This window comes from Sphingomonas yantingensis (genome assembly GCF_014199325.1).
Classification (GTDB): Bacteria; Pseudomonadota; Alphaproteobacteria; order Sphingomonadales; family Sphingomonadaceae; genus Sphingomonas; species Sphingomonas yantingensis.
On the sequence record NZ_JACIJJ010000002.1, the window covers coordinates 661,805 to 683,319 of the forward strand.

Annotated in this window: 15 protein-coding genes; 6 read left to right on the forward strand and 9 right to left on the reverse strand. The window is 66.2% G+C overall.

Annotation, left to right across the window (positions count from 1 at the left end; genetic code table 11):
• Positions 1-3 precede the first annotated feature (3 nt).
• On the forward strand, positions 4-3,375 hold the full coding sequence (locus FHR19_RS09365; RefSeq protein WP_184027333.1) for a TonB-dependent receptor: 3,372 nt from the start codon (positions 4-6) through the stop codon (positions 3,373-3,375).
• A 182-nt stretch (positions 3,376-3,557) separates the two neighbouring features.
• Here FHR19_RS09365 and FHR19_RS09370 read toward each other — a convergent pair whose 3' ends face one another.
• From FHR19_RS09370 to FHR19_RS09390, 5 genes are all read right to left on the reverse strand, one after another.
• Complete coding sequence (locus FHR19_RS09370; RefSeq protein WP_425505957.1) at positions 3,558-5,981, reverse strand: glycoside hydrolase family 3 protein; 2,424 nt, start codon at positions 5,979-5,981, stop codon at positions 3,558-3,560.
• Positions 5,982-6,012: 31 nt separating this feature from the next.
• The gene (locus FHR19_RS09375) at positions 6,013-7,167 is read right to left on the reverse strand and encodes an endo-1,4-beta-xylanase (protein ID WP_184027337.1); all 1,155 of its coding nucleotides are present in this window, start codon (positions 7,165-7,167) and stop codon (positions 6,013-6,015) included.
• A 106-nt stretch (positions 7,168-7,273) separates the two neighbouring features.
• Positions 7,274-7,516, reverse strand: coding sequence for a hypothetical protein (locus tag FHR19_RS09380; protein ID WP_221228444.1), 243 nt, complete (start codon positions 7,514-7,516; stop codon positions 7,274-7,276).
• A gap of 38 nt (positions 7,517-7,554) precedes the next feature.
• Positions 7,555-8,232 (reverse strand): spermine/spermidine synthase domain-containing protein, encoded by a 678-nt coding sequence (locus FHR19_RS09385; RefSeq protein WP_184027343.1) that lies wholly within the window; start codon positions 8,230-8,232, stop codon positions 7,555-7,557.
• Positions 8,229-8,564, reverse strand: a complete 336-nt coding sequence (locus FHR19_RS09390; RefSeq protein ID WP_184027346.1) for a DUF6481 family protein — start codon at positions 8,562-8,564, stop codon at positions 8,229-8,231. The genes FHR19_RS09385 and FHR19_RS09390 overlap by 4 nt, the downstream gene beginning before the upstream one ends.
• Before the next feature lie 685 nt (positions 8,565-9,249).
• On the opposite strand from FHR19_RS09390, the gene FHR19_RS17500 reads away from it, so the two are divergent.
• The 3 genes from FHR19_RS17500 to FHR19_RS09400 all read left to right on the forward strand — a co-directional run bounded on the left by FHR19_RS17500 (position 9,250) and on the right by FHR19_RS09400 (position 11,366).
• A complete protein-coding gene (locus tag FHR19_RS17500; RefSeq protein WP_221228445.1) occupies positions 9,250-9,441 on the forward strand; it encodes a J domain-containing protein in 192 nt (63 codons plus the stop codon).
• A 298-nt stretch (positions 9,442-9,739) separates the two neighbouring features.
• On the forward strand, positions 9,740-10,192 hold the full coding sequence (locus tag FHR19_RS17505; protein WP_221228446.1) for a hypothetical protein: 453 nt from the start codon (positions 9,740-9,742) through the stop codon (positions 10,190-10,192).
• A gap of 416 nt (positions 10,193-10,608) precedes the next feature.
• Positions 10,609-11,366, forward strand: a protein-coding gene (locus FHR19_RS09400) for an IS5 family transposase (RefSeq protein ID WP_184027349.1) whose coding sequence is annotated in 2 segments (ribosomal slippage) — positions 10,609-10,942 and positions 10,942-11,366 — 759 coding nt in all. Because the reading frame shifts where the segments join, the coding sequence is not laid out codon by codon here.
• A 594-nt stretch (positions 11,367-11,960) separates the two neighbouring features.
• Here FHR19_RS09400 and FHR19_RS09405 read toward each other — a convergent pair.
• Positions 11,961-12,695: an SDR family oxidoreductase gene (locus FHR19_RS09405; RefSeq protein ID WP_184027352.1), complete on the reverse strand. Its 735-nt coding sequence runs from the start codon at positions 12,693-12,695 to the stop codon at positions 11,961-11,963.
• 91 nt (positions 12,696-12,786) lie between these two features.
• Here FHR19_RS09405 and FHR19_RS09410 point away from each other — a divergent pair, with 91 nt between their 5' ends.
• Positions 12,787-13,179 carry a winged helix-turn-helix transcriptional regulator gene (locus FHR19_RS09410; protein WP_184027354.1) on the forward strand — a complete coding sequence of 131 codons (393 nt, stop codon included), beginning with the start codon at positions 12,787-12,789 and terminating at the stop codon, positions 13,177-13,179.
• 470 nt (positions 13,180-13,649) lie between these two features.
• Here the strand turns inward: FHR19_RS09410 and FHR19_RS09415 are convergent, their stop codons facing one another.
• From FHR19_RS09415 to FHR19_RS09425, 3 genes are all read right to left on the reverse strand, one after another.
• Positions 13,650-15,161, reverse strand: coding sequence for a tryptophan halogenase family protein (locus FHR19_RS09415; protein ID WP_184027357.1), 1,512 nt, complete (start codon positions 15,159-15,161; stop codon positions 13,650-13,652).
• Positions 15,158-16,651, reverse strand: a complete 1,494-nt coding sequence (locus tag FHR19_RS09420) for a tryptophan halogenase family protein (RefSeq protein WP_184027360.1) — start codon at positions 16,649-16,651, stop codon at positions 15,158-15,160. Before FHR19_RS09420 ends, FHR19_RS09415 begins: the two co-directional genes overlap by 4 nt.
• Positions 16,652-16,721: 70 nt before the next feature.
• Positions 16,722-19,616 (reverse strand): TonB-dependent receptor, encoded by a 2,895-nt coding sequence (locus tag FHR19_RS09425; RefSeq protein ID WP_184027363.1) that lies wholly within the window; start codon positions 19,614-19,616, stop codon positions 16,722-16,724.
• Between the two features lie 129 nt (positions 19,617-19,745).
• On the opposite strand from FHR19_RS09425, the gene FHR19_RS09430 reads away from it, so the two are divergent.
• Complete coding sequence (locus tag FHR19_RS09430; RefSeq protein ID WP_184027366.1) at positions 19,746-21,491, forward strand: alpha-glucosidase; 1,746 nt, start codon at positions 19,746-19,748, stop codon at positions 21,489-21,491.
• The last annotated feature ends 24 nt before the right edge of the window (positions 21,492-21,515 follow it).

The window sequence follows — 21,515 nt, forward strand, 5'->3', positions numbered from 1 at the left end:
GCCATGCCAGCGCAGGCACAAACCGGCGCGGCGACTGGTCAGGGGACCGCGGGCAACGCGACTCCGGCCGCCCAGCCGCAGGACGGCGCCACGACGCAGCCGACGATCGACTCGCCGCAGGGTCAGTCGGCGACGACCGCGACCACGGACGAGCCGGGCGCTCAGGACATCGTCGTCACCGGCATCCGCCAGAGCCTCGCCAACGCGCAGAACATCAAGCGTAACGCCGACACCGTCGTCGACGCGATCACCGCGCAGGACATCGGCGCGCTGCCCGATCGTTCGGTGACCGAGGCGCTTCAGCGCGTGCCGGGCGTCTCGATCAACCGCTTCGCCGGGTCGAACGATCCCGACCACTTCTCGGTCGAGGGTTCGGGCGTCGTCGTGCGCGGTCTGAATTTCGTCCGCTCCGAGTTCAACGGCCGCAGCGCGTTCGCGGCGGGCATCGGCGGCCAGGCGCTCAATTTCGCCGACGTGCCGTCCGAACTGCTCGGCTCGGTCGAGATCTACAAGAACGCGACCGCCGACCTGATCGAGGGCGGTCTGGCCGGCACGGTCAACCTCAACACGCGCAAGCCCTTCGACAATCGCGGCTTCCACATCGGCGGCGGCGTCGAGGCGAATTACGGCGACTTCCGCAAGAAGTGGACGCCCACCGCCTCGCTGCTCGTCAGCGACACGTTCGAGACGGGTATCGGTACGTTTGGTATCCTCGCCAACCTGTCCTATTCGCGGATCAAGAGCCGCGCCGACGGCATCCAGATCACCAACATCCAGACGCGCGACGGCGGCAGCGCGCAGGGCGCCAACGGCGGCGGCGTCCAGTGCCGCAATCCACTGCCCGGAACGGGCGATTCGCAGACGCTGCCGCCGGCCGGCACGTGCGGCTTCGGCGGCACGGCGGCGGGCGCCGACGGGTTCCTCGATCTGGCGGCGGGGCCGCTCTATGCGCCGATTGGCGGCCAGTTCCGCACGCAGGACTTCGACCGCAAGCGCGACGGCCAGGCGCTGGCGCTCCAGTGGGAAAGCACCGACAAGCGCACGCAGATCGCCGCGCAGTTCCTGCGCTCGCACTCGACCAATGCCTGGGGCGAGCGCACGTTCGAGAGCGCGCCCGACCTGTCCGAATACAACACCTATCCCTATGGCTGTCTTCAGAACACCAACGGGCCGAACGGCGGCACGCGCGCCGAGTGCCCGACGGGCACGACGCAGAACTATCAGTTCGGCGACGACGGCCTGTTCCAGAAGGGGTATATCACGCTGCCCGGTACCGGCTGGCGCTCGGCGTCCAGTGGGTCGGCCACCACGACGGTCCCCACCGGCGGCATCCAGCAGTCACTGTCGCGTCGTCAGATCTTCGAGGAGAATGAGGTTCGCGACTTCGGCTTCAACCTGAAGCACGAGCTGACCGAAAAGCTGTCGATGAACCTCGACGTCGACTACACCTATGCGCGTCGTGAAAACCTCGACGTCAGCGTGTTCGGCTCGACCTTTGCCGACCAGGAGCTCGACCTGACGGGCAACACGCCGGTCGTCATCCCGCACAAGCCGCTGACGCTGGCGGCAAGCTGGGCGACGCCGAATCCCGCGATGGTCGCGGCTAGCGACGCGCAGTATTTCCAGAACCGCGATTTCCAGTTCTGGCGCGCGGCGATGGATCACCTCGAGGATTCGCGCGGGTCGGAGTATCAGATCAAGGGCGACTTCACGTACAAGTTCGACGACGGCTCGTTCCTGAACCGCGTCAAGTTCGGTGCGCGCTATTCGGAGCGCAACCAGACGGTGAAGTATTCTGCCTATAACTGGGGCGCGATCAGCGAAGTCTGGTCGGGGGCGCCGGTGACGTTCAACCAGGGCGACACTTCGAAGTCGGACTTCTTCGCGTTCCCGAACTTCTTCCGTGGTGCGACGCCGGGCCCGGTGGGTGGCTATTATTACAACGGCGACCTCATCAACGACTATCAGGGGTCGGCGACGTTCTTCAAGGCGCAGAACGACATCTGGCGTGGCACCAACGGCGCCACGGCGACCAACCGCTGGGTGCCCGCCAACGAGCGGCCCAACGCGATCCCCGGCTCGCCCTATCTGCCCGACGAAATCCAGCCGGTGAACCAGCAGGATGCGGCGGCCTATGCCATGCTGAACTTCGGGTCCGACGATCCGCTGTTCGGCAACATCCGGCTGTCGGGCAATATCGGCGTTCGCTACGTTTCGACGAACATCCGCTCCGAAGGACGGATCGGCGTGCCGACGCAGCAGGCGCTGGGTATCGTCGATCCCTTCACGCGGACGGAGATCGATCCGGTCACCGGCCAGACGATCTTCACAGGACGCTGCGATCCGCGCGTGCCGGAAGGCGCTCCGGCGGGTACCCCGCCGTCGCGACCGGGCGGCATCTGTAATCTGGGTGCTGCGGCCTATGCCCAGCTCCAGCAGTTCGCGACCGGCCAAACGGTCAGCGACGTGGCGCGCAACGACTATGATTACTTCCTGCCCAGCTTCAACCTGAAGCTCGGCCTGTCGCGCGATCTCGTCGCCCGGTTCGCGGTGTCGAAGGTGCTGACGCGCCCCGACCTTGCGAATATCCGCAACTTCATCGGCGTGACCACCGACCCCAATTCGGGTGCGGCCACGGCGACGGCGGGCAATCCGTTCCTGAAGCCGGCCACTGCCTGGCAGTTCGACGCGACCCTCGAATGGTATTTCGCGCGGGTCGGTTCGATCACCGTCAACGGCTTCTACAAGGCGGTCGACAACTTCTTCTATTCGTCGCTCATCACCCGCAACATCACCAGCAACGGCGTGACCATCCCGGTGCTGATCCGCGGTCCCGCCAATTTCGACGGAACGGGCAAGATCAAGGGTGTCGAGGTTTCGTACCAGCAGACGTTCGACTTCCTGCCCGGCTTGCTCAGCGGCCTCGGCTTCAACGGCAACTATTCGTATATCGAAAGCCAGGGCTTGCCCAATTCGTTCCTGAACGGGGGCACGCCGTCGAACGCGTCGCCGATCACGCCGGGCAACCTGCCGCTGGAGGGGCTTTCGAAGCACAACGTCAACGCGACGGTGTTCTACGAAAAGGGGCCGGTGTCGCTGCGCGCGGCGTATAACTGGCGCTCGCGCTTCCTGCTGACGGCGGCCGACGTGATCTTCCCGTATACGTCGATCTACAATGACGAGACGGGCCAGCTCGACGCGTCGGCGTTCATCAACGTCAACAAGTATATCAAGCTCGGCGTGCAGGGCGTGAACCTGACCAACGAATCGACCCGCACGCTCCAGGCGTACACGGGCAATCCGGACCAGCTGGCGCCGCGGTCCTACTTCATCAACGACCGTCGCTTCTCGTTCATCCTGCGCGGCAATTTCTAAAGGGGGGCGGGGGTGGTCCTTCGGGACCGCTCCCGATGCCGCGCGAAAGAAGGGGCGCGTCCGGCAATCCGGGCGCGCCCCTTTTCGTATCTGCCGTCACCGCGGACCTGCTCCGGAGTCCACCGCACCGTCACCCAGGAACCAGTTCGGGGTGACGGTGCGGTCGCTTGCGGTCGATCAGCTCACTTCGGACAGACCGCACCCTCGGGATCGGTCACGAGCCGCGCATCGGCGATGGCAATCGCGAACGGGCCGGTCGCCGACAGCGCCAGCGGCACATCGACCTTCGTCATGTCGCTTCCCGCCGCGGCGAAGCATTTGAGCGGGATGCGCGCGGTCTTCCACCCGCTGCCCGCGGCGAACAGCGCGGCCGCATTCACGCTCCCGCTGCCCAGCGACAGGCGGACCGGACCCGCAGCTGCGGCCTCAACCTTGTACTGGAGCTGGAGCAGCACGTCGGCATTGGTCTCGCGCGTTAGGTCGAGCTGCGGACCGGCAATCCGCGCCGTCCCTTGGCGACCGCGCGCGAAGGTAAGGCGCGAGGCACCCTCCTGCGTCCGCGCGGAATCCACAGCCTCAGCCGTAACGCCGTCGAGCTTCCACGCGAACGGGGCGGGCGTGCGGCCGAGCGTGTAGAACAGGCTGGTGTTGGCAAGGCTGGCGTCGATGCCCGCGACCTCGCCCAGCTTCGGCACGCGGCCTGGCTTGGCATAGGACAGGCCATAGCCGAGCGCGAACAGCGGATCATAGCCGGGCGCGCCCTTATTCAGCGTGAACTGGCCCGCAGTCTTGGGCCAGCTGTACGACAGCCGCCCGGTAAAGTCGGTGCGCGGCTTGCCCGCCGCATCGCCGACCAGCACGTCGGCGATCCCACCGCCCTCCGACCCCGGCAGCCAGGCCGCGACGAAGGCGTCGGACTGGTTCAGCTCCGGGTTCACCCAGAGCGGGCGGCCCGACAGGAACACCGACACCACCTTGATCCCCGCCGCCTTCAGCCGCTTCAGCGTCGCCAGCGCCTGCTTGTCGCCCGCCTGGAACTCCAGCGTGCGGGTGTCGCCGCGCATCTCGGCATAGGGCATCTCGCCGAACACCACGACCGCGACGTCGGGCTTCGTCGTGAACCGGCCTTCGACGTTCAGTTCGGTGATGCCGCCGCCCTTCCGAACCGCCTCGGCGATGCCTGAATAGATCGACTGGGCGTTGGGGAAGTCGGCGGGCTTGTTGCCGTCGCCCTGCCAGCTCAGCGTCCAGCCGCCGGCCTGAAGCCCCACATCGTCTGCATGCGTCCCCGCGACGAGGATGCGCGCGGAGGCCTTGAGCGGCAGCACGCCGTCGTTCTTGAGGAGGACGAGCGACTTGCGCACCGCCTCGCGCGCGATCGCGCGGTGGGCGGTGCTGCCGATCACGCCGGCACGATTCTCGTACGGGCGCGCGGCGTCGAACAGGCCGAGCTTGAACTTCACGCGCAGGATGCGGCGGACCGCGTCGTCGATGCGCGCCATCGGGATCACGCCGCTGCGCGCCTGTTTGACGGTGTTGTCGAACAGGCCCTTCCAGCTGTCCGGGGCCATCGCCATGTCGAGCCCGGCGTTGAACGTCTGCGCGCAGTCCTCCTTGGTACAGCCGGGGATCTGGCCATGGCCGTTCCAGTCGCCGACGACGAACCCGTCAAAGCCCATCCGCCCCTTGAGCACGTCGGTCAGCAGGCTCTTGTTGCCGTGCATCTTCCTGCCCTGCCACGAGCTGTACGATGCCATAACCGTCATCGTGCCCGCGTCGATCGCGGGCGGATACCCCGCCGAATGGATGCCGATCAGCGTCTTCTCGTCGATCTCGTCATTGCCCTGGTCGATGCCGTCCTTGGTCCCGCCGTCGCCGAGGAAGTGCTTGGCGCTCGCGGCGACATGGCCGTCCTGGATGCGGCCGCGACCGGGTGCCCCCTGTAGTCCCTCGATCATGGGCGCGGCATAGCTGCGCACGATCCCCGGATCCTCCGAATAGCCCTCGTACGTGCGGCCCCAGCGATCGTCTTGCGGCACCGCCAGCGTCGGGCCGAATGCCCAGGTGATGCCCGCGGCGGCGGTTTCCTTCGCCGTCGCATCGCCAATGCGGCGGATGAGGTCGGGGTCGTGCGCCGCCCCCAGTGCGATGTTGTGCGGGAAGAGCGTAGCGCCGACGACGTTGTTGTTGCCGTGGACGGCATCGACGCCGAAGATCAGCGGGATCGCGGTGTGGCCGGCGCGCTTCTCCATCGCCACCGCGTCGAACGCGCGGCCGGTCGCGGCCCAGTCGGCGCCCGGCGAACGGTCGGGCTTGCCGAGCGGCGGCGAGCTGCCGCCCGCCAGGATCGAGCCGAGCGGGTACTGCCTGAGGTCCTCTGGCTTGATCGCGCCGATATCGGCCTGGATCATCTGCCCGACTTTCTCCTCCAGCGTCATCTTCGCCATCAGTGCGGTGATCTTCGCCTCGGTCGCGGCGTCGATCAGACCCTGGCTCTTGGCGGTCGGCCACGCTTGCGGATGCGCGACGCCCTGCGTGCCCGCATCCTGCGCAAGGGCGGTCGTGGCGAGCAGCGCGGAAAGCGCGGCTGCGGCAGTCTTCTTCATCATATCCCCCGTCTTTTCTTTGTTTTGGTCGTCAGCGTTTGGGCGCCGCCGCCAGCGCGGCGGCAACCGCGGCGTGTAGCGGCTTTGGTTTGAACTCGCGGTCGTACAGCGTCGGGCGACGCAGCGCCTTGTCGGCGCGCGGCTCGAACCCCTCGATCCAGCTGTAACGGTCGGTCATGCCCCAGGCGAGTATCTCGCGAAGCTGGGGATAGCCGAGCGTCACGTCGAGATAGGCGCGGGCATAGTCCGCAACCGCGCGGTCGCGCGCGGCCGGGTCGGCGGGCAGGCCGTTGTCGCGCACGTCGAACTCGGTGACGACCAGCTTGTAGCCCATCGCCGTCACGGCATCGAGGAAGCGGCGCCACTCCGCCTGCTGCGCGGTCAACGAACCGCCGGGCTGCGTGACGAGGTGCGACTGGACGCCAAGCGCGTCGACGGGCGTGCCGCGGGTGCGGAACCCCTCGAGCAGCTTGAGCACGCCCGCACGGTGCCGGGCGTTGTCGGGCTCCCAGCTCATATAGTCGTTGTAGACGAGCTGCGCGCCGGGCGCCGCTGCGCGTGCCGTGCGGAACGCGAGGTCAAGCGTCGCCTCCGCCCCGCCGATCGCGCGCGAGAGCGCCGTTTCGTAAAGCCCGCTGCCGTCGGGATTGACCGCTTCGTTGACGACGTCCCAGCTCGTCACGCGCGGGGCGTAGCGGCCGACCACGATCTGAATGTGGTTCGTCAGCATCGCCGCGCCTGTGGGGGAGGGGCGGGGGCCGAAATCGTGGTTCGCCTCCCATCGCGGCATCCACTTCGTCTGGTGCCAGAGCAGCGTGTGGCCGCGCATCGCCATGCCCTTCGCCTTTGCATAGGCGGCGATGGCGTCGGCGCGCTCGAAGTCGAAGGTCGTGGGCGTGGGGCGCAGCCGCTGCCACTTCATCTCGTTCTCGGCGACGAGGATGCCGCAGTCGCGCTCCAGCAGCGCAGTGTAACGCGGGTTGCCGACGCCGCCGCGATCCGCGCCCGGCGGGCACCAGGCCACGGCCGAGCCGAACCGCAGCCCGCGCTTGCCCGCAATCGAGTTCAGGCCGGTGCCGGGGGCGGCCGCGGCGGGCATCGCCGCAACGATCGCGGCGCCGGCCGACAGCACCAGGGCCTCGCGCCGGGTCGCACCATGCCCATTCAATTCGTTCCGCGTTGCCATCATCGCCCCTCCCGCCCGAACCATGCCGATCGTTCGCCGGCATTGCCGCCGACAATTCACTAGAACGCGGCCTATTGGTAGCGGTAAAATACGTATGCTGGCGCAGTCAGCCGTTGCCGGGCGGATCATGGGTTTCGGTCAGCTCCACCACCTCGAACACATGGCTCGCCCAGCCGCGCTGGCGCGCCGCCTCGTCCAGCGCGGCGCGCTTGCCCGTCGCCTCTTTGAGCGACTTGGCATGGCCCCAGAAGACCTCGGTCCGGCCACCGCCCAGATCGGCGACGATCCGCCAGTAATGGGTGAAGGGCGCGGCGGTCGGCCCGATCGTCTTGACGTAACCATCGGGCATCGTCGCGGTCAGGTATCGCCGCCGCTTCGCCACCGGCTTCAGCCCGTCCGCGGGCGGGCGAGCCAGATTATGTGCGACGCGCCCTTGCCGTTCTCCCGCGCTTTCACGCGCACTTCCTCGGTCGCGAAGCCGGCCTTGAGAAGCCGGCGGGTGAACGCGGGATCGGGCGCAGCGGACCAGACGGCGAGAACGCCCCCCGGCCGCAGCGCGCGCCGCGCGGCGGCAAGGCCGGCCGGCGCGTAAAGCCCCTCGTTGGCCTCACGAGTCAGCCCGTCGGGACCGTTGTCGACGTCGAGCAGGATCGCGTCGAACCGCCCCGCGCCTTCGCGCATCACCTCGCCCACGTCGCGCATCTGCAGGTCGACGCGCGCGTCGTCGAGGCAGCCCGCGGTCAGCGCCGCCATCGGCCCGCGTGCCCATTCGATGATGCCGGGCACGAGCTCCGCCACCACGACTTCCGCCTTCGCGCCCAACGGGCCGAGCACGGCGCGCAGCGTAAAGCCCATGCCGTAGCCGCCGATCAGCACGCGCGGGGCGGGGTGGGCGGCGAGCGGCTCGCACGTCAGCGTGCCGAGCGCGACCTCGGACCCGCTCATGCGCGTGCTCATCAGCTCGTTGCGGTCAAGGACGATCATGAAATCGTCGTTCCGCCGGAACAGGCGAAGCGGCGGGCCGCCCGGCACCTCGGCGGTGCCGATCAGCTCGCGCGGGGTCACTTGCCCTTGCGTGCCTTGCGCGCGGCGTAACGCGCGTCGCGCGCTGCCTTCTGCTCCTCGGGGGTCAGCGGCGCCTTCTGATTGGCCTTCGCCTCGGCGGCGGCTTCGCGCGCGGCGATCCGGGCGGCCTTGTCCGCCTCGATCTTGGCGCGGTGCGCAGCGCGGCGCTCTTCGGCGGCGATCTCTCGCGACGACTTGGCGTCGGGGTCGGCCGGGGCGGCGGGAGCGGTCGTTTCGGCCTTGGCCTTGCGCAGCTTGGCGAGCGCTTCGAGCTTGGCGGCCTGCGACGCCTTGCGGCGGTCGTCGAAATCGGGGAGTTTGAAACCTGTCATATGTCGCGCCCCCTACCAGGCCGCGCGGCGAAACGCACCCCCTAGATGACACGGCTGTCCTCCTTGAAGAAGCCTGCGCCGCTTCAGGAGAGCGCCCGTAAGTTTCACAACAAGTCCGTTTTCACAAGACTGCGCCGCTCCTGCTTTCCGTGCATAGTTGCGTTATCGAGACAGCTTCCATCGTGCCGCATCGGCGCTTCGACGCGCGAATGACCGTGGCGATGGGGCAAGCACGATGGTCTGCTACTGGGACTTTGATGCCGTTCCTGCCCAACTAGCTAAACGTCGGTTTTCGACAAAAGCCGACGGACGCGCGCACGGCGGGTTAAGATCGGCGTTCGGCGAGCACCAGCCTACCCGCTCCTGGCGCAATGACCCATGACACGACATCCAGCTGTCGTTTCGCGCTCCCTACCTTCGGACATTCATTCATATTCGCCCGGCGCCTCGACCAGCGATAGCGGAAATGGCGAAAAGGAGGACAAAGCCGCCATTCCCAAATTGCGGCCTGACCGTGAGGTCTTGCGACGAGCCGACATTCAGCGTGCGCCGGAGCGGCTTCCGACAGCGGCCGCAACTAAGCCCGTAACGGACTGGCAGCTACCAGAGAATCGACACGGAAATAGGCCAAGCGTGCCTTGCGCGAACCATGCTCCCATCGCATCGATGTAAGCAGGGGAGCGCGATGAACTACTATGAAATTCTCGGCGCGGATCGCGGAGCGGAGCAGGAGGTTATTGACGCTGCCTTCCGCGCGATGATGCGCCGCTACCATCCGGACACTTTTGCCGGGCCCAAGGATGAGGCCGAGCGCCGCGCCAAGCAGCTGAACGAAGCCTATTCAGTGCTGCGATCCAACACGTCGCCGCGCCTATGATGAGACGCTGGGGCCGGTCGCGCCGCCTCCCGCCGCAGCCTACCGGCCGTTGCCCAACCCGGACGCACCGCGCTCGTCGATCCGCCGCCTGGCAGCGTTTGGAGTGGGGGCGGCCGCGATCGCCATAAGCCTGTTCTTCTCCACGCGGCCAGACAGTCCGCCACCGCGCGCGCTAAGCGATTCGGCGAAGGCGCAGCCCGTGCCTGTGCCGGCTCAGCCAGTCCCGACACCGCCCCCGCCGCCTTTGCCTTCGCCGACGCCTACAAATCTCGCGGACTGCCGGGGCATGGATTGCCGCGTGATGACGCCGTTCGGCTGGGGCGGGATCGAGGCCGGGGTATCCACCGACAGCGCCCAGGCCGGATCTGGCATGAAGATCCGCGATGGTGGCCACCATACCGAGGCTGGCGATGGATCGTGCCTCGCCTTCGAAGTGATCGGCGGACCCAAGAACCTGCAGATGCTGGTCGAGAGCGGAGAAGTCACCACGGTAGAGGCCTACCTCGATCCCAAGGCACCCATTTTCATGACCGATCGCGGCGTCAAGCTCGGCGATCCGGAGGCCGCGGTGCGCAAGGCGTATAAGGAGCTCAAGCAATTGCCTGACATCTACTCCGAGCCGCCCGACAAGAAGCTGTTTCACTATGAGCCCGGCGGCGAACGCGGGATCAAATTCTCGATCAACGGCGGCAAGGTCACCGGCATTTCGGTGGGGACTCGCAGCATCGAATATGTCGAGGGGTGCCTGTGAAAAGCGGCAATGGCGGGTCAGAAGTGGTTGGGCTGTTTCTCCGACCGTATCATCGTCAGCCATTCGCTAAGCTTAGGCCGGTCCACGGCCTCAATCGGGTAGGCTGATCAATCAGCAGCAAAGCGGCCGCAAACGGCTCGATTGAATAAGCTGGAAAAACGGCTGGCGAGGATTACGTGGCTACCCAGAATGCGAAAGCGCTACGGCAGCAGACTGACTTATCTCTTGCAGAACGCCTGCAGTCGATCCTGATTAATGCAGCTGACGGCCGGCGGAGCATCAGCGATGACGGTCAATATCCCAAGCTGCGCCGTGAGCTGCTGCGGCGCGAGCATGCTATGAACCCCACTCTCTTAGGGTCAGGACCCATTGATGTGAGGGTCGCGATCTGATTCAGGCTCCGCAAGGAGACCAGAATGAGTGACCTGTTTTGGCTGACGGACGAGCAGATCGAGCGGCTGCGGCCGTTCTTTCCCAAGAGCCACGGCAAGCCTCGTGTGGATGACCGGCGGGTGTTGAGCGGCATCGTGTTCGTCAATCGCAACGGGCTGCGCTGGCGAGATGCGCCCAGCGCTTATGGTCCCCACAAGACGCTGTACAATCGATGGAAGCGCTGGGGCGAGCGAGGCGTGTTCACGCGCATGATGGAGGGGCTGGCTGCGGGCGATGCAGAGCCGAGGACGGTGAGGATCGACGCGACCTACCTGAAGGCGCACCGCACGGCATCAAGCCTGCGGGTAAAAAAGGGGATCTCGGCCGCCTGATCGGACGCACCAAAGGCGGCATGAACACGAAGCTCCATGCCGTCGCGGATGAGAATGGCCGCCCCTTGAGCTTCTTCATGACCGCGGGTCAGGTCAGCGACTACACCGGCGCGGCTGCCCTGCTGGACGACCTGCCAAACGCACAATGGCTGCTCGGCGACCGCGGCTACGACGCCGACTGGTTCAGGGACGCTCTCCAGGCCAAGGGCATACAGCCATGCATCCCGGGCCGACGATCGCGCAACGAGCCGGTCAGATACGACAAACGCCGCTACCGGCGCCGCAGCCGCATCGAGATCATGTTCGGCCGCCTCAAGGACTGGCGACGCGTTGCCACCCGCTACGATCGCTGCCCCACGGCCTTCTTCGCTGCCATCGCCCTCGCTGCAACCGTCATCTTCTGGCTGTGATCAACGAGTCCTGACCCTAGCACGGGCAGCCGTGGAGGGGATGATCGCTGCTTTGTCTGATACGGGGGGCAACGGCGCACCGCCTCTCGATGAGAAAGAAGCAGCTATTGAGCATCTCCGCAGCCTCCATGGGGCGCTTGGCGAACTGCTAAAGGCCGCCGATCACGGCCACTTAGATGACGAATTGGGCCAAGGCTTTGCCGCTGAGGCTGCCAGATATGCAAGAAGGGCAGCTCATGCGCTTCGAGATGATCCCATGCCTTATGTCGCGTCAGCGCTACTGCATGGAGTATTGACTGCGTGTGGCCTACCCACCTTGGGAAGCTTCCTAGGCGGCATAGCGCAGAACATTCAGAGAACCGCCAAACGCTAGTGTCAAAGGCGTTCCCTCGCCCCCGGTTGGACGGAACGACCCAGTTGCGGTCATCCACGGCCGGTTTTCACGTTCCCAACTTCTGCCATTCGTTCATGTCGACCTTCCGGCACCATCAGCGCGTGGCGCGGTGGCCGGAAAGGTCGCAGCTGCTATTGGTGTAGCACTCAGCGGGCTAGATTGATGGTGCCAGCCGACCTCAAGCCGGCTGAAGCACTTCGTCAAATCTGCGCCAGGCCACCGTCGGTAAACAGCTCGCTGCCCGTCATAAAGCTACTGTCTGATGATGCCAGGAAGGCAGCAGCAGCCGCGACTTCTGACGGCTGGCCAACATGTCCGATCGGCGTCGTCGCCCCCATCTCGATCATGGCATCACGGCCAACGACCTCGGCGGCAAGCTCGGTCAAAGTCGGCCCCGGTGACAGGACATTGACCCGGATACCCGTGCCCCGCAGATCCTGCGCCCAGCTCCGCGCCAGGTTGCGGACTGCCGCCTTGGAGGCGCTGTAGACGCTGAATGCCGGAGTCCCCATGACGCCTGTGGTCGAGCCGGTGAGGATGACCGAACCGCCGGCCTCCATCAGCTTTAGGCCTTTTTGAACCGTGAAGATCGTGCCCTTCACATTGACGTCAAACGTCGCGTCGACGTGGTCGGGCGTGATTTCGGACAAGGGCAACAATGCCCCCGTGCCGGCATTGGCGAACAGGATGTCAAGCTTGCCGTGCTCCTTCTTTACCGTGTCGTACAGCCGGTCGAGATCTTCAGCATCGGTAACCGATCCTGGCACCGCCCGTGCATTACCGCCGAGCGTCGCCACAGCTGCTTCCAGCTTATCTGCCCTGCGTCCGAACAGGTACACGAACGCCCCTTCGGCGATGAACCGCTTCGCTGACGCCAAGCCAATCCCCGTGCCACCCCCGGTAATAACAGCGATCTTCCCGTCCAGTCTGGTCACAAGTGCCTCCATTCATTGGTTGCACACAGGTGGCTGGCGACCTACCTACAGACAAGTATGCACCTTTTAGTAAGTACTCATAATGTCTGAAATGCCACTGGTCGACGATCACGCCGTTGCCCCCATCGCGCCTGCTTTCACCTGCGGGCTTGACGCCACGCTCAAGGTCATCTCGGGAAAGTGGAAGCCGCTGATCCTGTACTTTCTGCTGCGCGGCCCCACCCGCTATGGGGAACTGAAGCGCGCCATCCGCGACGTCAGTGACAAGGTGCTGATCCAGCAGCTCAAGGAACTCGAAGCGGACGGCGTCCTGCGCCGGAACGACTACAAGGAGGTGCCGCCGCGGGTCGACTACACGCTGACCGCACTTGGCCAGAGTCTCGCCCGGGCGCTTGAGCCGTTATGCCAGTGGGGCACCGACAACATGGTCGTAATGCAGAAGCTATTCGCTGAGCGTGACGGATGGGGACGTGGGCGCAATTGAACGGCAGGCCATTGGGCCTGAATAGATGAGCATCGCGCCCATCGCTTCTGGATCAGCCTGACCCACAATCGGCCATTCGGCGGCCTCTAAAGGCGTCCCCAAATCGGTCGGTCCTTCATCGCGCCGAAGCGCGGCGATTGGCACCGTTTGGATATCCGAATGTTGCTATGGGCAGGGGGCGGACATTTAGCGATTGGTCTAAACAATTTGGGCTACGAAACCAGAAAGCAGCGCTGCTCCTGGCCTTTTAAGCGTACGCCAAGCGAGCATGATCACCGAGGTTATCTGCCCGGTCCCGGCGCTGAAATTCATGCCCACGATCGAGATGAAGTGGCCAAAGCATGTCGCAACAAGTAACACGATGCGCCGATAAGCACCGGCCGGCTATGGCATTGGCACAGCACCTCTTCAAGCGCTACGGTCGCCAGCCGCTGCCTGCAGCGGGACGTGAGCCAACCGGCTCGCTGAAATCATCGATTGTCAAGCTTTCCATCCTGAGCGGCACGTATCGAGCCCACCGCTGGCGGTGCGAAGTTGAGGCTGCATCCGTGCAGGAATGCCTCCACCCCGCGGTCGTCGTGGAAGTCGACGTCGCGCCGCCGCGGCTGGCTCACCGGGGGGAACGCGCCATAGCCGGCAAGCAGGCAGTGCCACGACAGGCGGCCGAAATGGCTGCGCCGGCCCTGCCGCGCCAGTTCCTCGGTCATGTCGCCGCGCCGGAACCAGCGGTCGAGCAGGTGGAGCAGCGGCTCGGACAGCGCCATGTTGGCGGCGTTCGCCCGCCAGTATTCGGTGTCGGTGCGCGTGTTCAGCTTGTAGTGCGCGACGATGTAGTCGCGAACCCCCGCCATCCGCTCGTCGACGACGGCGTTGAAGGCATCGCGGTGGCGATCGGTGCCGCCGCCGTCGCCGAAATGCCGGATGAACTGCTCGACGGTGCCGAGGACGAGGTGGAGCGCGGTCGCCTCCAGCGGCTCGATGAACCCCTGCGACAGGCCGACCGCGAGGCAGTTGCGCTCCCACGCACGCGCCGCCTGTCCCACCCGGAACTTCAGGTGCCGCGCGGGCAGGTCGTCGCCGACACTGAGCGCGCGGCGCAGCTCTGCCTCGGCCGCATCGGGCGACTGGAACGCGCTCGAATAGACATAGCCGTTGCCGAACCGATGCTCGAGCGGGATCGACCAGCGCCAGCCGTTGGACATCGCCGTCGCCACCGTCTCGACCGGCGGTACGCCCGTCATCGGCGTCGCCAATACCACCGCGGCGTCGTTGAACAGGTTGTCGGCATAGGGCACGAACGGCACGCCTAGCGTCTGCTCGATCAAGAGGCTGGCAAAGCCGCTGCAATCGACGAAAAAGTCGCCCTCGATCCGCTCGTCGCCCTCGATCGCCAGCGCGGCGATATCGCCGTTCGCGGCGCGCTCGGCCCCGGCGACGCGCCCCTGCCGGTGAGCGACGCCGCGCGCGACGGCAAGGTCGCGCAGATACGCGCCGAGAAGCCCGGCATCGAAATGATAGCCATACTCGATCTTGAACGGAAAGCTGGGCGGCGCGACGGGCGTCAGTCCCCGCGCCGACAGGACGCCGTTCAGCAGGAACCGGTCGGGCAATGTCGGCACGTCATAGCCGAGGCGCCGGTTGCGGCAGTTGAGGACGAACGCGTCCTCGGTATGCACGTCGACCTGCGTGGTGAAGGGATGGCGATAGCCGGGCCAGGGCGCCGCCGGGCTCCACCCGTCGAAGCGGATCCCCGCCTTGTACGTCGCGCCGCAGCGGGGCATCCACTCGCCCTCGTCCGCGCCGATCAGCTCGAAGAAGCGCTTGAGCGTCGGCGTCGATCCTTCGCCGACGCCGATCGTGCCGATCTCCGGTGATTCCACCAACGTAACGGCGCTGTCGGCGAACGCGCGCTTCAACAGGTGCGCGGCGATCCAGCCGGCGGTGCCGCCGCCGAGGATGACGAAACGTCGCGGTGCGATCATGCCGCGGTGCCGCCGAACGCCCTCAGCCACTGGTCGTGCGCGGGCATGTTGGGCACCGGTTCGCGCTTCATCGCCGCGAGCTGATCGAGCTGCGCAGTGAGTTCGCCGAGGTCGGTCTCGTCGGCGAGCGGGTGATAGTCCGCCGCCTCGATCCCCTGCCCCATCAGTACCTGAACCCAGGACGGCTCCATGAAGATGTCGAGCGGGTCCTGCGTCAGCGCACCGGTCGCGCGGAACAGCTCGATTTTGGCGGCAAGGCGATCGGGCAGCGTCGCGGCGCGCACGTCGCGCCAGAAGGGGGAATCGTTGCGGCTTGTAGCGTGATAATGGAGGATGATGAAGTCGCGGACGGTCTCGAACTCGATCCGCGACTGGCGGTTATATTCGGCGACCGCGGCCGGCTGGATCCCGGCGTGCGGGAAATGGTGGAGCAGCCGGACGATTGCCGACTGGATGAGGTAGATGCTCGTCGATTCGAGCGGTTCGAGAAAGCCGCTCGACAGCCCCACCGCGACGACGTTGCGATCCCATTGCCGCCGCGCGCGGCCGGTGCGGAACGGGATGATGCGCGGGTCGCCGAGCACCTTCCCATCCAGATTGCCGAGCAGCAGCTCCGCCGCCGCGTCGTCCGACAGATGCCGGCTGGAATAGACGAGGCCATTGCCCACCCGGTGCTGGAGCGGGATGCGCCACTGCCACCCGGCGGTGCGCGCGGTCGAACGCGTATAGGGCGGCGTCGCGTCGTGTCGCGCGGTCGGCACCGCCATCGCCCGGTCGCACGGCAGCCAGTGGCTCCAGTCCTCATACCCCACGTTGAGCTGGCGCTGGATCAGCAGGCCGCGCGCGCCCGAACAGTCGACGAACAGGTCGCCCGCGACCTCCCGCCCGTCCTTCAGGACCAGCGCGGCGATGTCGCCGTTGTCGTGGCGGCGCACGTCGGCGACCATCCCCTCGATCCGGGTGACGCCTGCCCGCTCGCTGTAGCGGCGCAGATACTGGCCGTAGAGGCTCGAATCGAAGTGATAGGCATAGGGGAGCTGCCACATCGGGTCGCCGACCTGGATCTTGGCGAACTTGCCCTCGCGCGCCGCCAGATAATTGAGGTCGTAGTCCCAGTAACCGGCGGCGACGCCCGCGCGGCGCGCGCGTGCCCAGTAATGATGGAATGAGCAGAAAGCGGTGTTGCGCCCCGCCGCCCCGAACGTGTGGTAATAGCTTTGCCCGAGCGCGCGCCAGTCGTCGAAGCGGATGGCGAGCTTGATCGTGCCGCGCGTCTCGCGAAGAAACTCGGCCTCGTCGAGCCCAAGCACTGCGTTGACGTGCTGGATCGGCGGGATCGTCGCCTCGCCCACGCCGACGATACCGATCTCCTCCGATTCGACCAGCGTCACGGTGACGCGCGGGCCGATCACGCGCGCGATCAGCGCCGCCGCCATCCAGCCCGCGGTGCCGCCGCCGACGATGACGACCCGGTCGATCGTCGCCTTCATGTCCTCGTCCTCATGTCCTTGTCGGGAATATCCCCGCCGGCAAATACCGGCGAGGACATTCTCATGCCGATCAGAAGATCGCGTAGGTCAGGTTCACGAGGAAGTTGCGCCCGAACGTCTCACGCCGCGTGGTCAGCCCGCTGGCCGCGTCGGTATAGACGTCGCGCTGGTTGGTCAGGTTCTGCGCCTGGAACGACAGGCGCAGATGGTCGAGATAGTCGATGTTGGTATTGGCGAAGTCGAAGCCGATCTGCGCATCGACCAGCGTCTGGCCCGAACGGTTGGCCGGCGAGATCGAGTTGCTGCCGCCGCGATCCTCCGACAGCCAGGACGAGCGGTTGTTGGCGGAGACGCGCGCCGAGAAGCCCGACTTCTCGAAATACGCCGTCCCCTGGAACACCCGCGCAGACAGGCCCGGGATGCGCGAACCGTCGTCGAGCTTGCCGTCGGTGAACGCCGCGCCGCCGGTCAGGCCGAACCCGTCGAGCGCGCTGACGAAGCGGCCGAACGGCAGCGACGCCTGAAGCTCGATCCCCTTCACCTTGCCCTTCAGCCCGCCGACATAGGTCGTGTTCAGCCCCTGGAACGTCGCAGGGGTGTAGATGGTCTGGCCGTCGCTGCTGACCGCCTGGTGATAGCCGGGAATGTAGAATTCGCGGAAATCACGGATGGTCGTGGTCTGGACGTTCCAGTTCTTCAGATCCTTGTAGAAGGCCGAGATCGACACGAACCCGTCGCTGGCGAAATAATATTCGTAGCTGAGGTCGGCCTGATCGGCCTCGTAGGGACGAAGCTGCGCATTACCTGAACGCGAGGTCCAAGGGCCAAGTTCGGGATTGGTGTTGGTAACGTTGGCGACGTTGTTCGAGAACTTCACCGAAGAGCCGGGGTTCAGGAAGTCGATGCGCGGCCGGCTGACGACTTTTGCCAGCGCGAAGCGGATCGTGTGGCCGCCGCCCAGATCGAAATTGGTGTTCAGGCTGGGCAGGACGCGCGTGTACTTGGCGCCGTCCTCGACCGGGTTGGCGCGGACGCGCAGGTTGGAGACGACGAGCGCGTCGAAGCCTGTCGCGCGCTGGTTGGTGATAAGGCCCTGAACGCCGACATTGCCGAACATGCGAACCCCGCCGAGGTCGCTTTCGAACTCGGCCTTCACCGACGGCTGCCAGACGGTTTCCTTGATCGAATAGGTATCGCCAAGGCGGTCGGGCTCGAGCGCGCCGGCATCCCAGCGGCGATAGAAGTCGCTGTTGATGAGGCCGAGCGCGTCATAGGCGACGACGTTGCCGAGGCCGGCCCAGTTGAGATCGGCAAGGCCGTTGCGCGAATCCTCGGGCACCGGGCCGTCCGACGGATAGGTCTGGGCAGTGAGGAAGAAGCCCTGGTTGACCTTGGACTTCTTGTGATCCGAATAGCGGAGCGCGACGTTGATCGACTTCAGGAAGCCGCCGTCGAAGCGGTACGCCGCCTCGAGCCGCGCGGCGTTCAGATATTCGTCGAAGCGCGCGGTGTTGACGAAGCCGTCCTGCGCCTGTGCGAAGCCGATGCCGGCCGCGCGCGCGGCGGGGGTGTTGAGTTCGGTGATCGGCGCGAGGCTGCCGCCCCACGACTGTGGGCCGGCGAGCTTGACGCGGTTATAGTCGTCGAAGCTCTGGCTGTTGTTCGAGAAGAGCAGCCCCTCGTCGGTATAGGTCCAGGTGCGGATGTTGTTCGCGCCCTGCGTCGCGAGGCCCGCACGGCCAAGGCCGGCATAGCTTTCCGCGCGGGTGTCGCTCTTCTTGCTTTCCGAACGCGACACGTCGAGCGTGAGGTCGAGGTTCGACGACGCCTTCCACGCCAGGTTGCCGCCGAACACCTTGAGGTCGCCGGTCTTGTCGAGCGGATCGCTGCGGATGACCGAGTTGAAGCCGGTCGTGCGCGCCGAGGTGACGGTCGTGCTGTTGGAGGCGAGCACGCCGCTGCCGTCGGCGGCCACCGGCAGCGCCTCGATGAAGCCGCGCGAAATGCCCTGGTCGGCGAAATTGATGTAGAGGGCGTCGAACGTCGCGGTGAACGCATCGCTCGGCCGGTACTGGAACACGCCGGCGATGGTATCGCGCTTCAGCACGCGCGAGCGCGAGGAGATGTCGATGCCCTGCGCCACGTACTTGCCGGCATTGGGGCCGGACGTGATCGCGTTCTTGTCATAGCCCCAGACGCTGAAGAAATCGTCCTGTACCGGCGAAGAAGTCGTCGCCGCGGTCAGCGCGATGCCGATCGTGTCGTCGGCGAACTTGTCGGTATAGGAGAGGGCAAAGCGATAGCCCTGGTCGTCGAAGTCGGGATTCTTCGACTTCATCCCGTTCTTTTCATAGGTGCCGTTGACGATCAGCGCGCGCGACCGCTCGAGCGGGCGAACGGTGCGGATGTCGACGGTGCCGCCGACGCCCATCGCAGTCAGGCCCGCATCGGGCGTCTTGTAGACGACGGCGGCGCTGACAATCTCGGCCGGGTAGAGGTCGTATTCGACGCCGCGATTGTCGCCGATGCCGATCAGCTCTCGCCCGTTGAGCGTGGTGCCGACAAAATCCTCGCGAAAACCGCGGACCGAGATGCCGCTGATGCGACCCGACCGGCGCTCGCCCGCCAGCCCGGCGAGGCGGCCGAGCGAATCGGCGACGCTCGACTGCGGCAGCTTGCCGATGTCCTCGGCCGACACGGCCTCAACCACCGAGCTGTTGTTGCGCTTGAGCGTCTGCGCGCGCTCGAGGCTGGCGCGAAGGCCGGTGACGACGATGTCCTGCGACGGATCGGGCGCGGCGGCGGCATCGGCGGCCTGGGTATCGCCGACCGGGGGCTGCGTCACCGGCGCGGCCGGGTCGACGGGCGGCACGACGGTGCCAGTTGCGGTCTGTGCGTGAAGCGGTGCAGCCGCCAGCAGCGCGATGGCCGCGGTCGAGCAAGCAAGCAGGTGCCGTGAAGTCATCGATCCCCTCCCCATGGCGGCGTGCGCTCTCCGGCGGTGCCGCATCCGAGGATGGCATACGCAACGAAACAATCGATTGCAATACCCGCCTGTGGTGCATACGTATACCCAAAGTCAGGGGAGGAATTGATGCGTATCATGCGCGCGCCGGGCGTTGCTCTTGCAGCCGCCGCAATCGTTTGCCAGCCGGCGATCGCCGGCCCCGGTTCGTCTCTGGGCCCCGCCGCGCGGGCGACACCCGCGCCCTGGTGGCAGCATGCGGTCATCTACGAAATCTATCCGCGCAGTTTCCAGGACAGCGACGGCGACGGGGTGGGCGACCTTCGCGGCATCACCAGCCGGCTCGACTATCTGAAGTCGTTGGGGCTCGACGCGATCTGGATCACGCCGTTCTTCAAGTCGCCGAACGCCGATTTCGGATATGACGTCTCCGACTATACCGCGATCGACCCTCAATATGGGACGATGGCCGACTGGGACGAGCTGGTGGCCGAGGCGCGCAAGCGCGGCATCCGGGTGATGGTCGACCTGGTCGTCAACCACAGCTCGGCCGACCATGCGTGGTTCAAGGAGTCGCGCAGCTCACGCACCAATGCGAAGGCCGACTGGTACGTCTGGCGCGACGGCACGCCCGACACGCCGCCGACCAACTGGAAGTCGATCTTCGGCGGCCCGGCGTGGACCTGGGACCCGGGTCGCAAGCAGTGGTACTACCACATCTTCCTGCCCCAGCAGCCGGACCTCAACTGGCAGAACCCGGGCCTGAAGCAGGCGATGTTCGACGTGGTGCGCTTCTGGCTCGACCACGGGGCGGCGGGCTTCCGCCTCGACGCCACGCCCTATCTGTTCGAGGATACGAGCTGGCCGCAGGACAAGGATCCCGACGCCGATCCGGTCTGGCTGAAGCCCTATAACTCGCAGCTTCCCGGCACCAATCAGGTGCTGCGCGAGCTGCGCAAGGCCGTCGACGGCTATCCCGGCAACCCGGTGCTGCTCGGCGAAAGCTCGACCCGCTCGATCGAGCAGCTGCGCGCCGTCTATGGCCGGGACAAGGACGAGATCCACCTGCCGATGAACTTCCTCGTCGGCAACATGACGAGACTGGATGCTGCCGAACTGAAACGGCGGTACGACGAGGCAGCGACGAAGCTGGACGGGCTGACACCGGTGTCGTTCTTCAGTAACCACGACCAGTCGCGCCAGTGGAGCGAGTTCGGCGACGGACGGAACAACGACCGCATCGCCAAGATGTCGGCGGCGCTCACCATGCTAAATCCGGGCGTCGCGCTCCTCTATTACGGCGAGGAGATCGGCATGGGCGACGCCGACAAGGCGACGCTGGCCAAGGCGCCGATCGGGCCCAAGCGCCCGCGCACCGACGATCGCGATCGCGCGCGCACGCCGATGCAGTGGAATGCGGGCGTCAATGCCGGCTTCACGCGCGGCACGCCCTGGCTACCGGTCGCCACCGGCTATCAGGCGCGCAACGTCGCGGCGGAGGACGGGAAGCCGGACTCGCTTCTGAACTGGTACCGGATGCTGGCGAAGCTACGACGGACCGATCCGGCGTTCCGCACCGGCCGCTATGTGCCGCTCGACAGCGGCGACCCTTCGGTCTTCGCCTTCGCGCGCGTCAATCCCGACGGCAGCGGCGCGATGGTCCTTGCCAATGTTGGCGCCGATCGCCGTACCGCGCGCCCCTCGGGACTGGCCGGCGTGACTCCGCAGGGCGCGGGTGCGACCTGCGCCTCGGGCAAGGCATTGCGGGGGCTAACGCTCCAGCCGCACGAAACCTGCATCGTCCGCTTTGGGCAGGGAAAGCGGAACTTCGGCTTTTGGCGCCTGAAGCGGCTTAAACCGCCGTTCGATCTCTGATCGCCCCACAGCCACTGCGCGCCC

Coding starts and splice junctions, on each gene's coding strand:
- FHR19_RS09420 (WP_184027360.1), bottom strand. CDS start 16,651: ATGAAGGCGACGATCGACCGGGTCGTCATCGTCGGCGGCGGCACCGCG.
- FHR19_RS09390 (WP_184027346.1), bottom strand. CDS start 8,564: ATGACAGGTTTCAAACTCCCCGATTTCGACGACCGCCGCAAGGCGTCG.
- FHR19_RS09425 (WP_184027363.1), bottom strand. CDS start 19,616: ATGACTTCACGGCACCTGCTTGCTTGCTCGACCGCGGCCATCGCGCTG.
- FHR19_RS09410 (WP_184027354.1), top strand. CDS start 12,787: ATGCCACTGGTCGACGATCACGCCGTTGCCCCCATCGCGCCTGCTTTC.
- FHR19_RS17500 (WP_221228445.1), top strand. CDS start 9,250: ATGAACTACTATGAAATTCTCGGCGCGGATCGCGGAGCGGAGCAGGAG.
- FHR19_RS09415 (WP_184027357.1), bottom strand. CDS start 15,161: ATGATCGCACCGCGACGTTTCGTCATCCTCGGCGGCGGCACCGCCGGC.
- FHR19_RS09375 (WP_184027337.1), bottom strand. CDS start 7,167: ATGGCAACGCGGAACGAATTGAATGGGCATGGTGCGACCCGGCGCGAG.
- FHR19_RS09370 (WP_425505957.1), bottom strand. CDS start 5,981: ATGAAGAAGACTGCCGCAGCCGCGCTTTCCGCGCTGCTCGCCACGACC.
- FHR19_RS09365 (WP_184027333.1), top strand. CDS start 4: ATGCCAGCGCAGGCACAAACCGGCGCGGCGACTGGTCAGGGGACCGCG.
- FHR19_RS09430 (WP_184027366.1), top strand. CDS start 19,746: ATGCGTATCATGCGCGCGCCGGGCGTTGCTCTTGCAGCCGCCGCAATC.
- FHR19_RS09380 (WP_221228444.1), bottom strand. CDS start 7,516: ATGCCCGATGGTTACGTCAAGACGATCGGGCCGACCGCCGCGCCCTTC.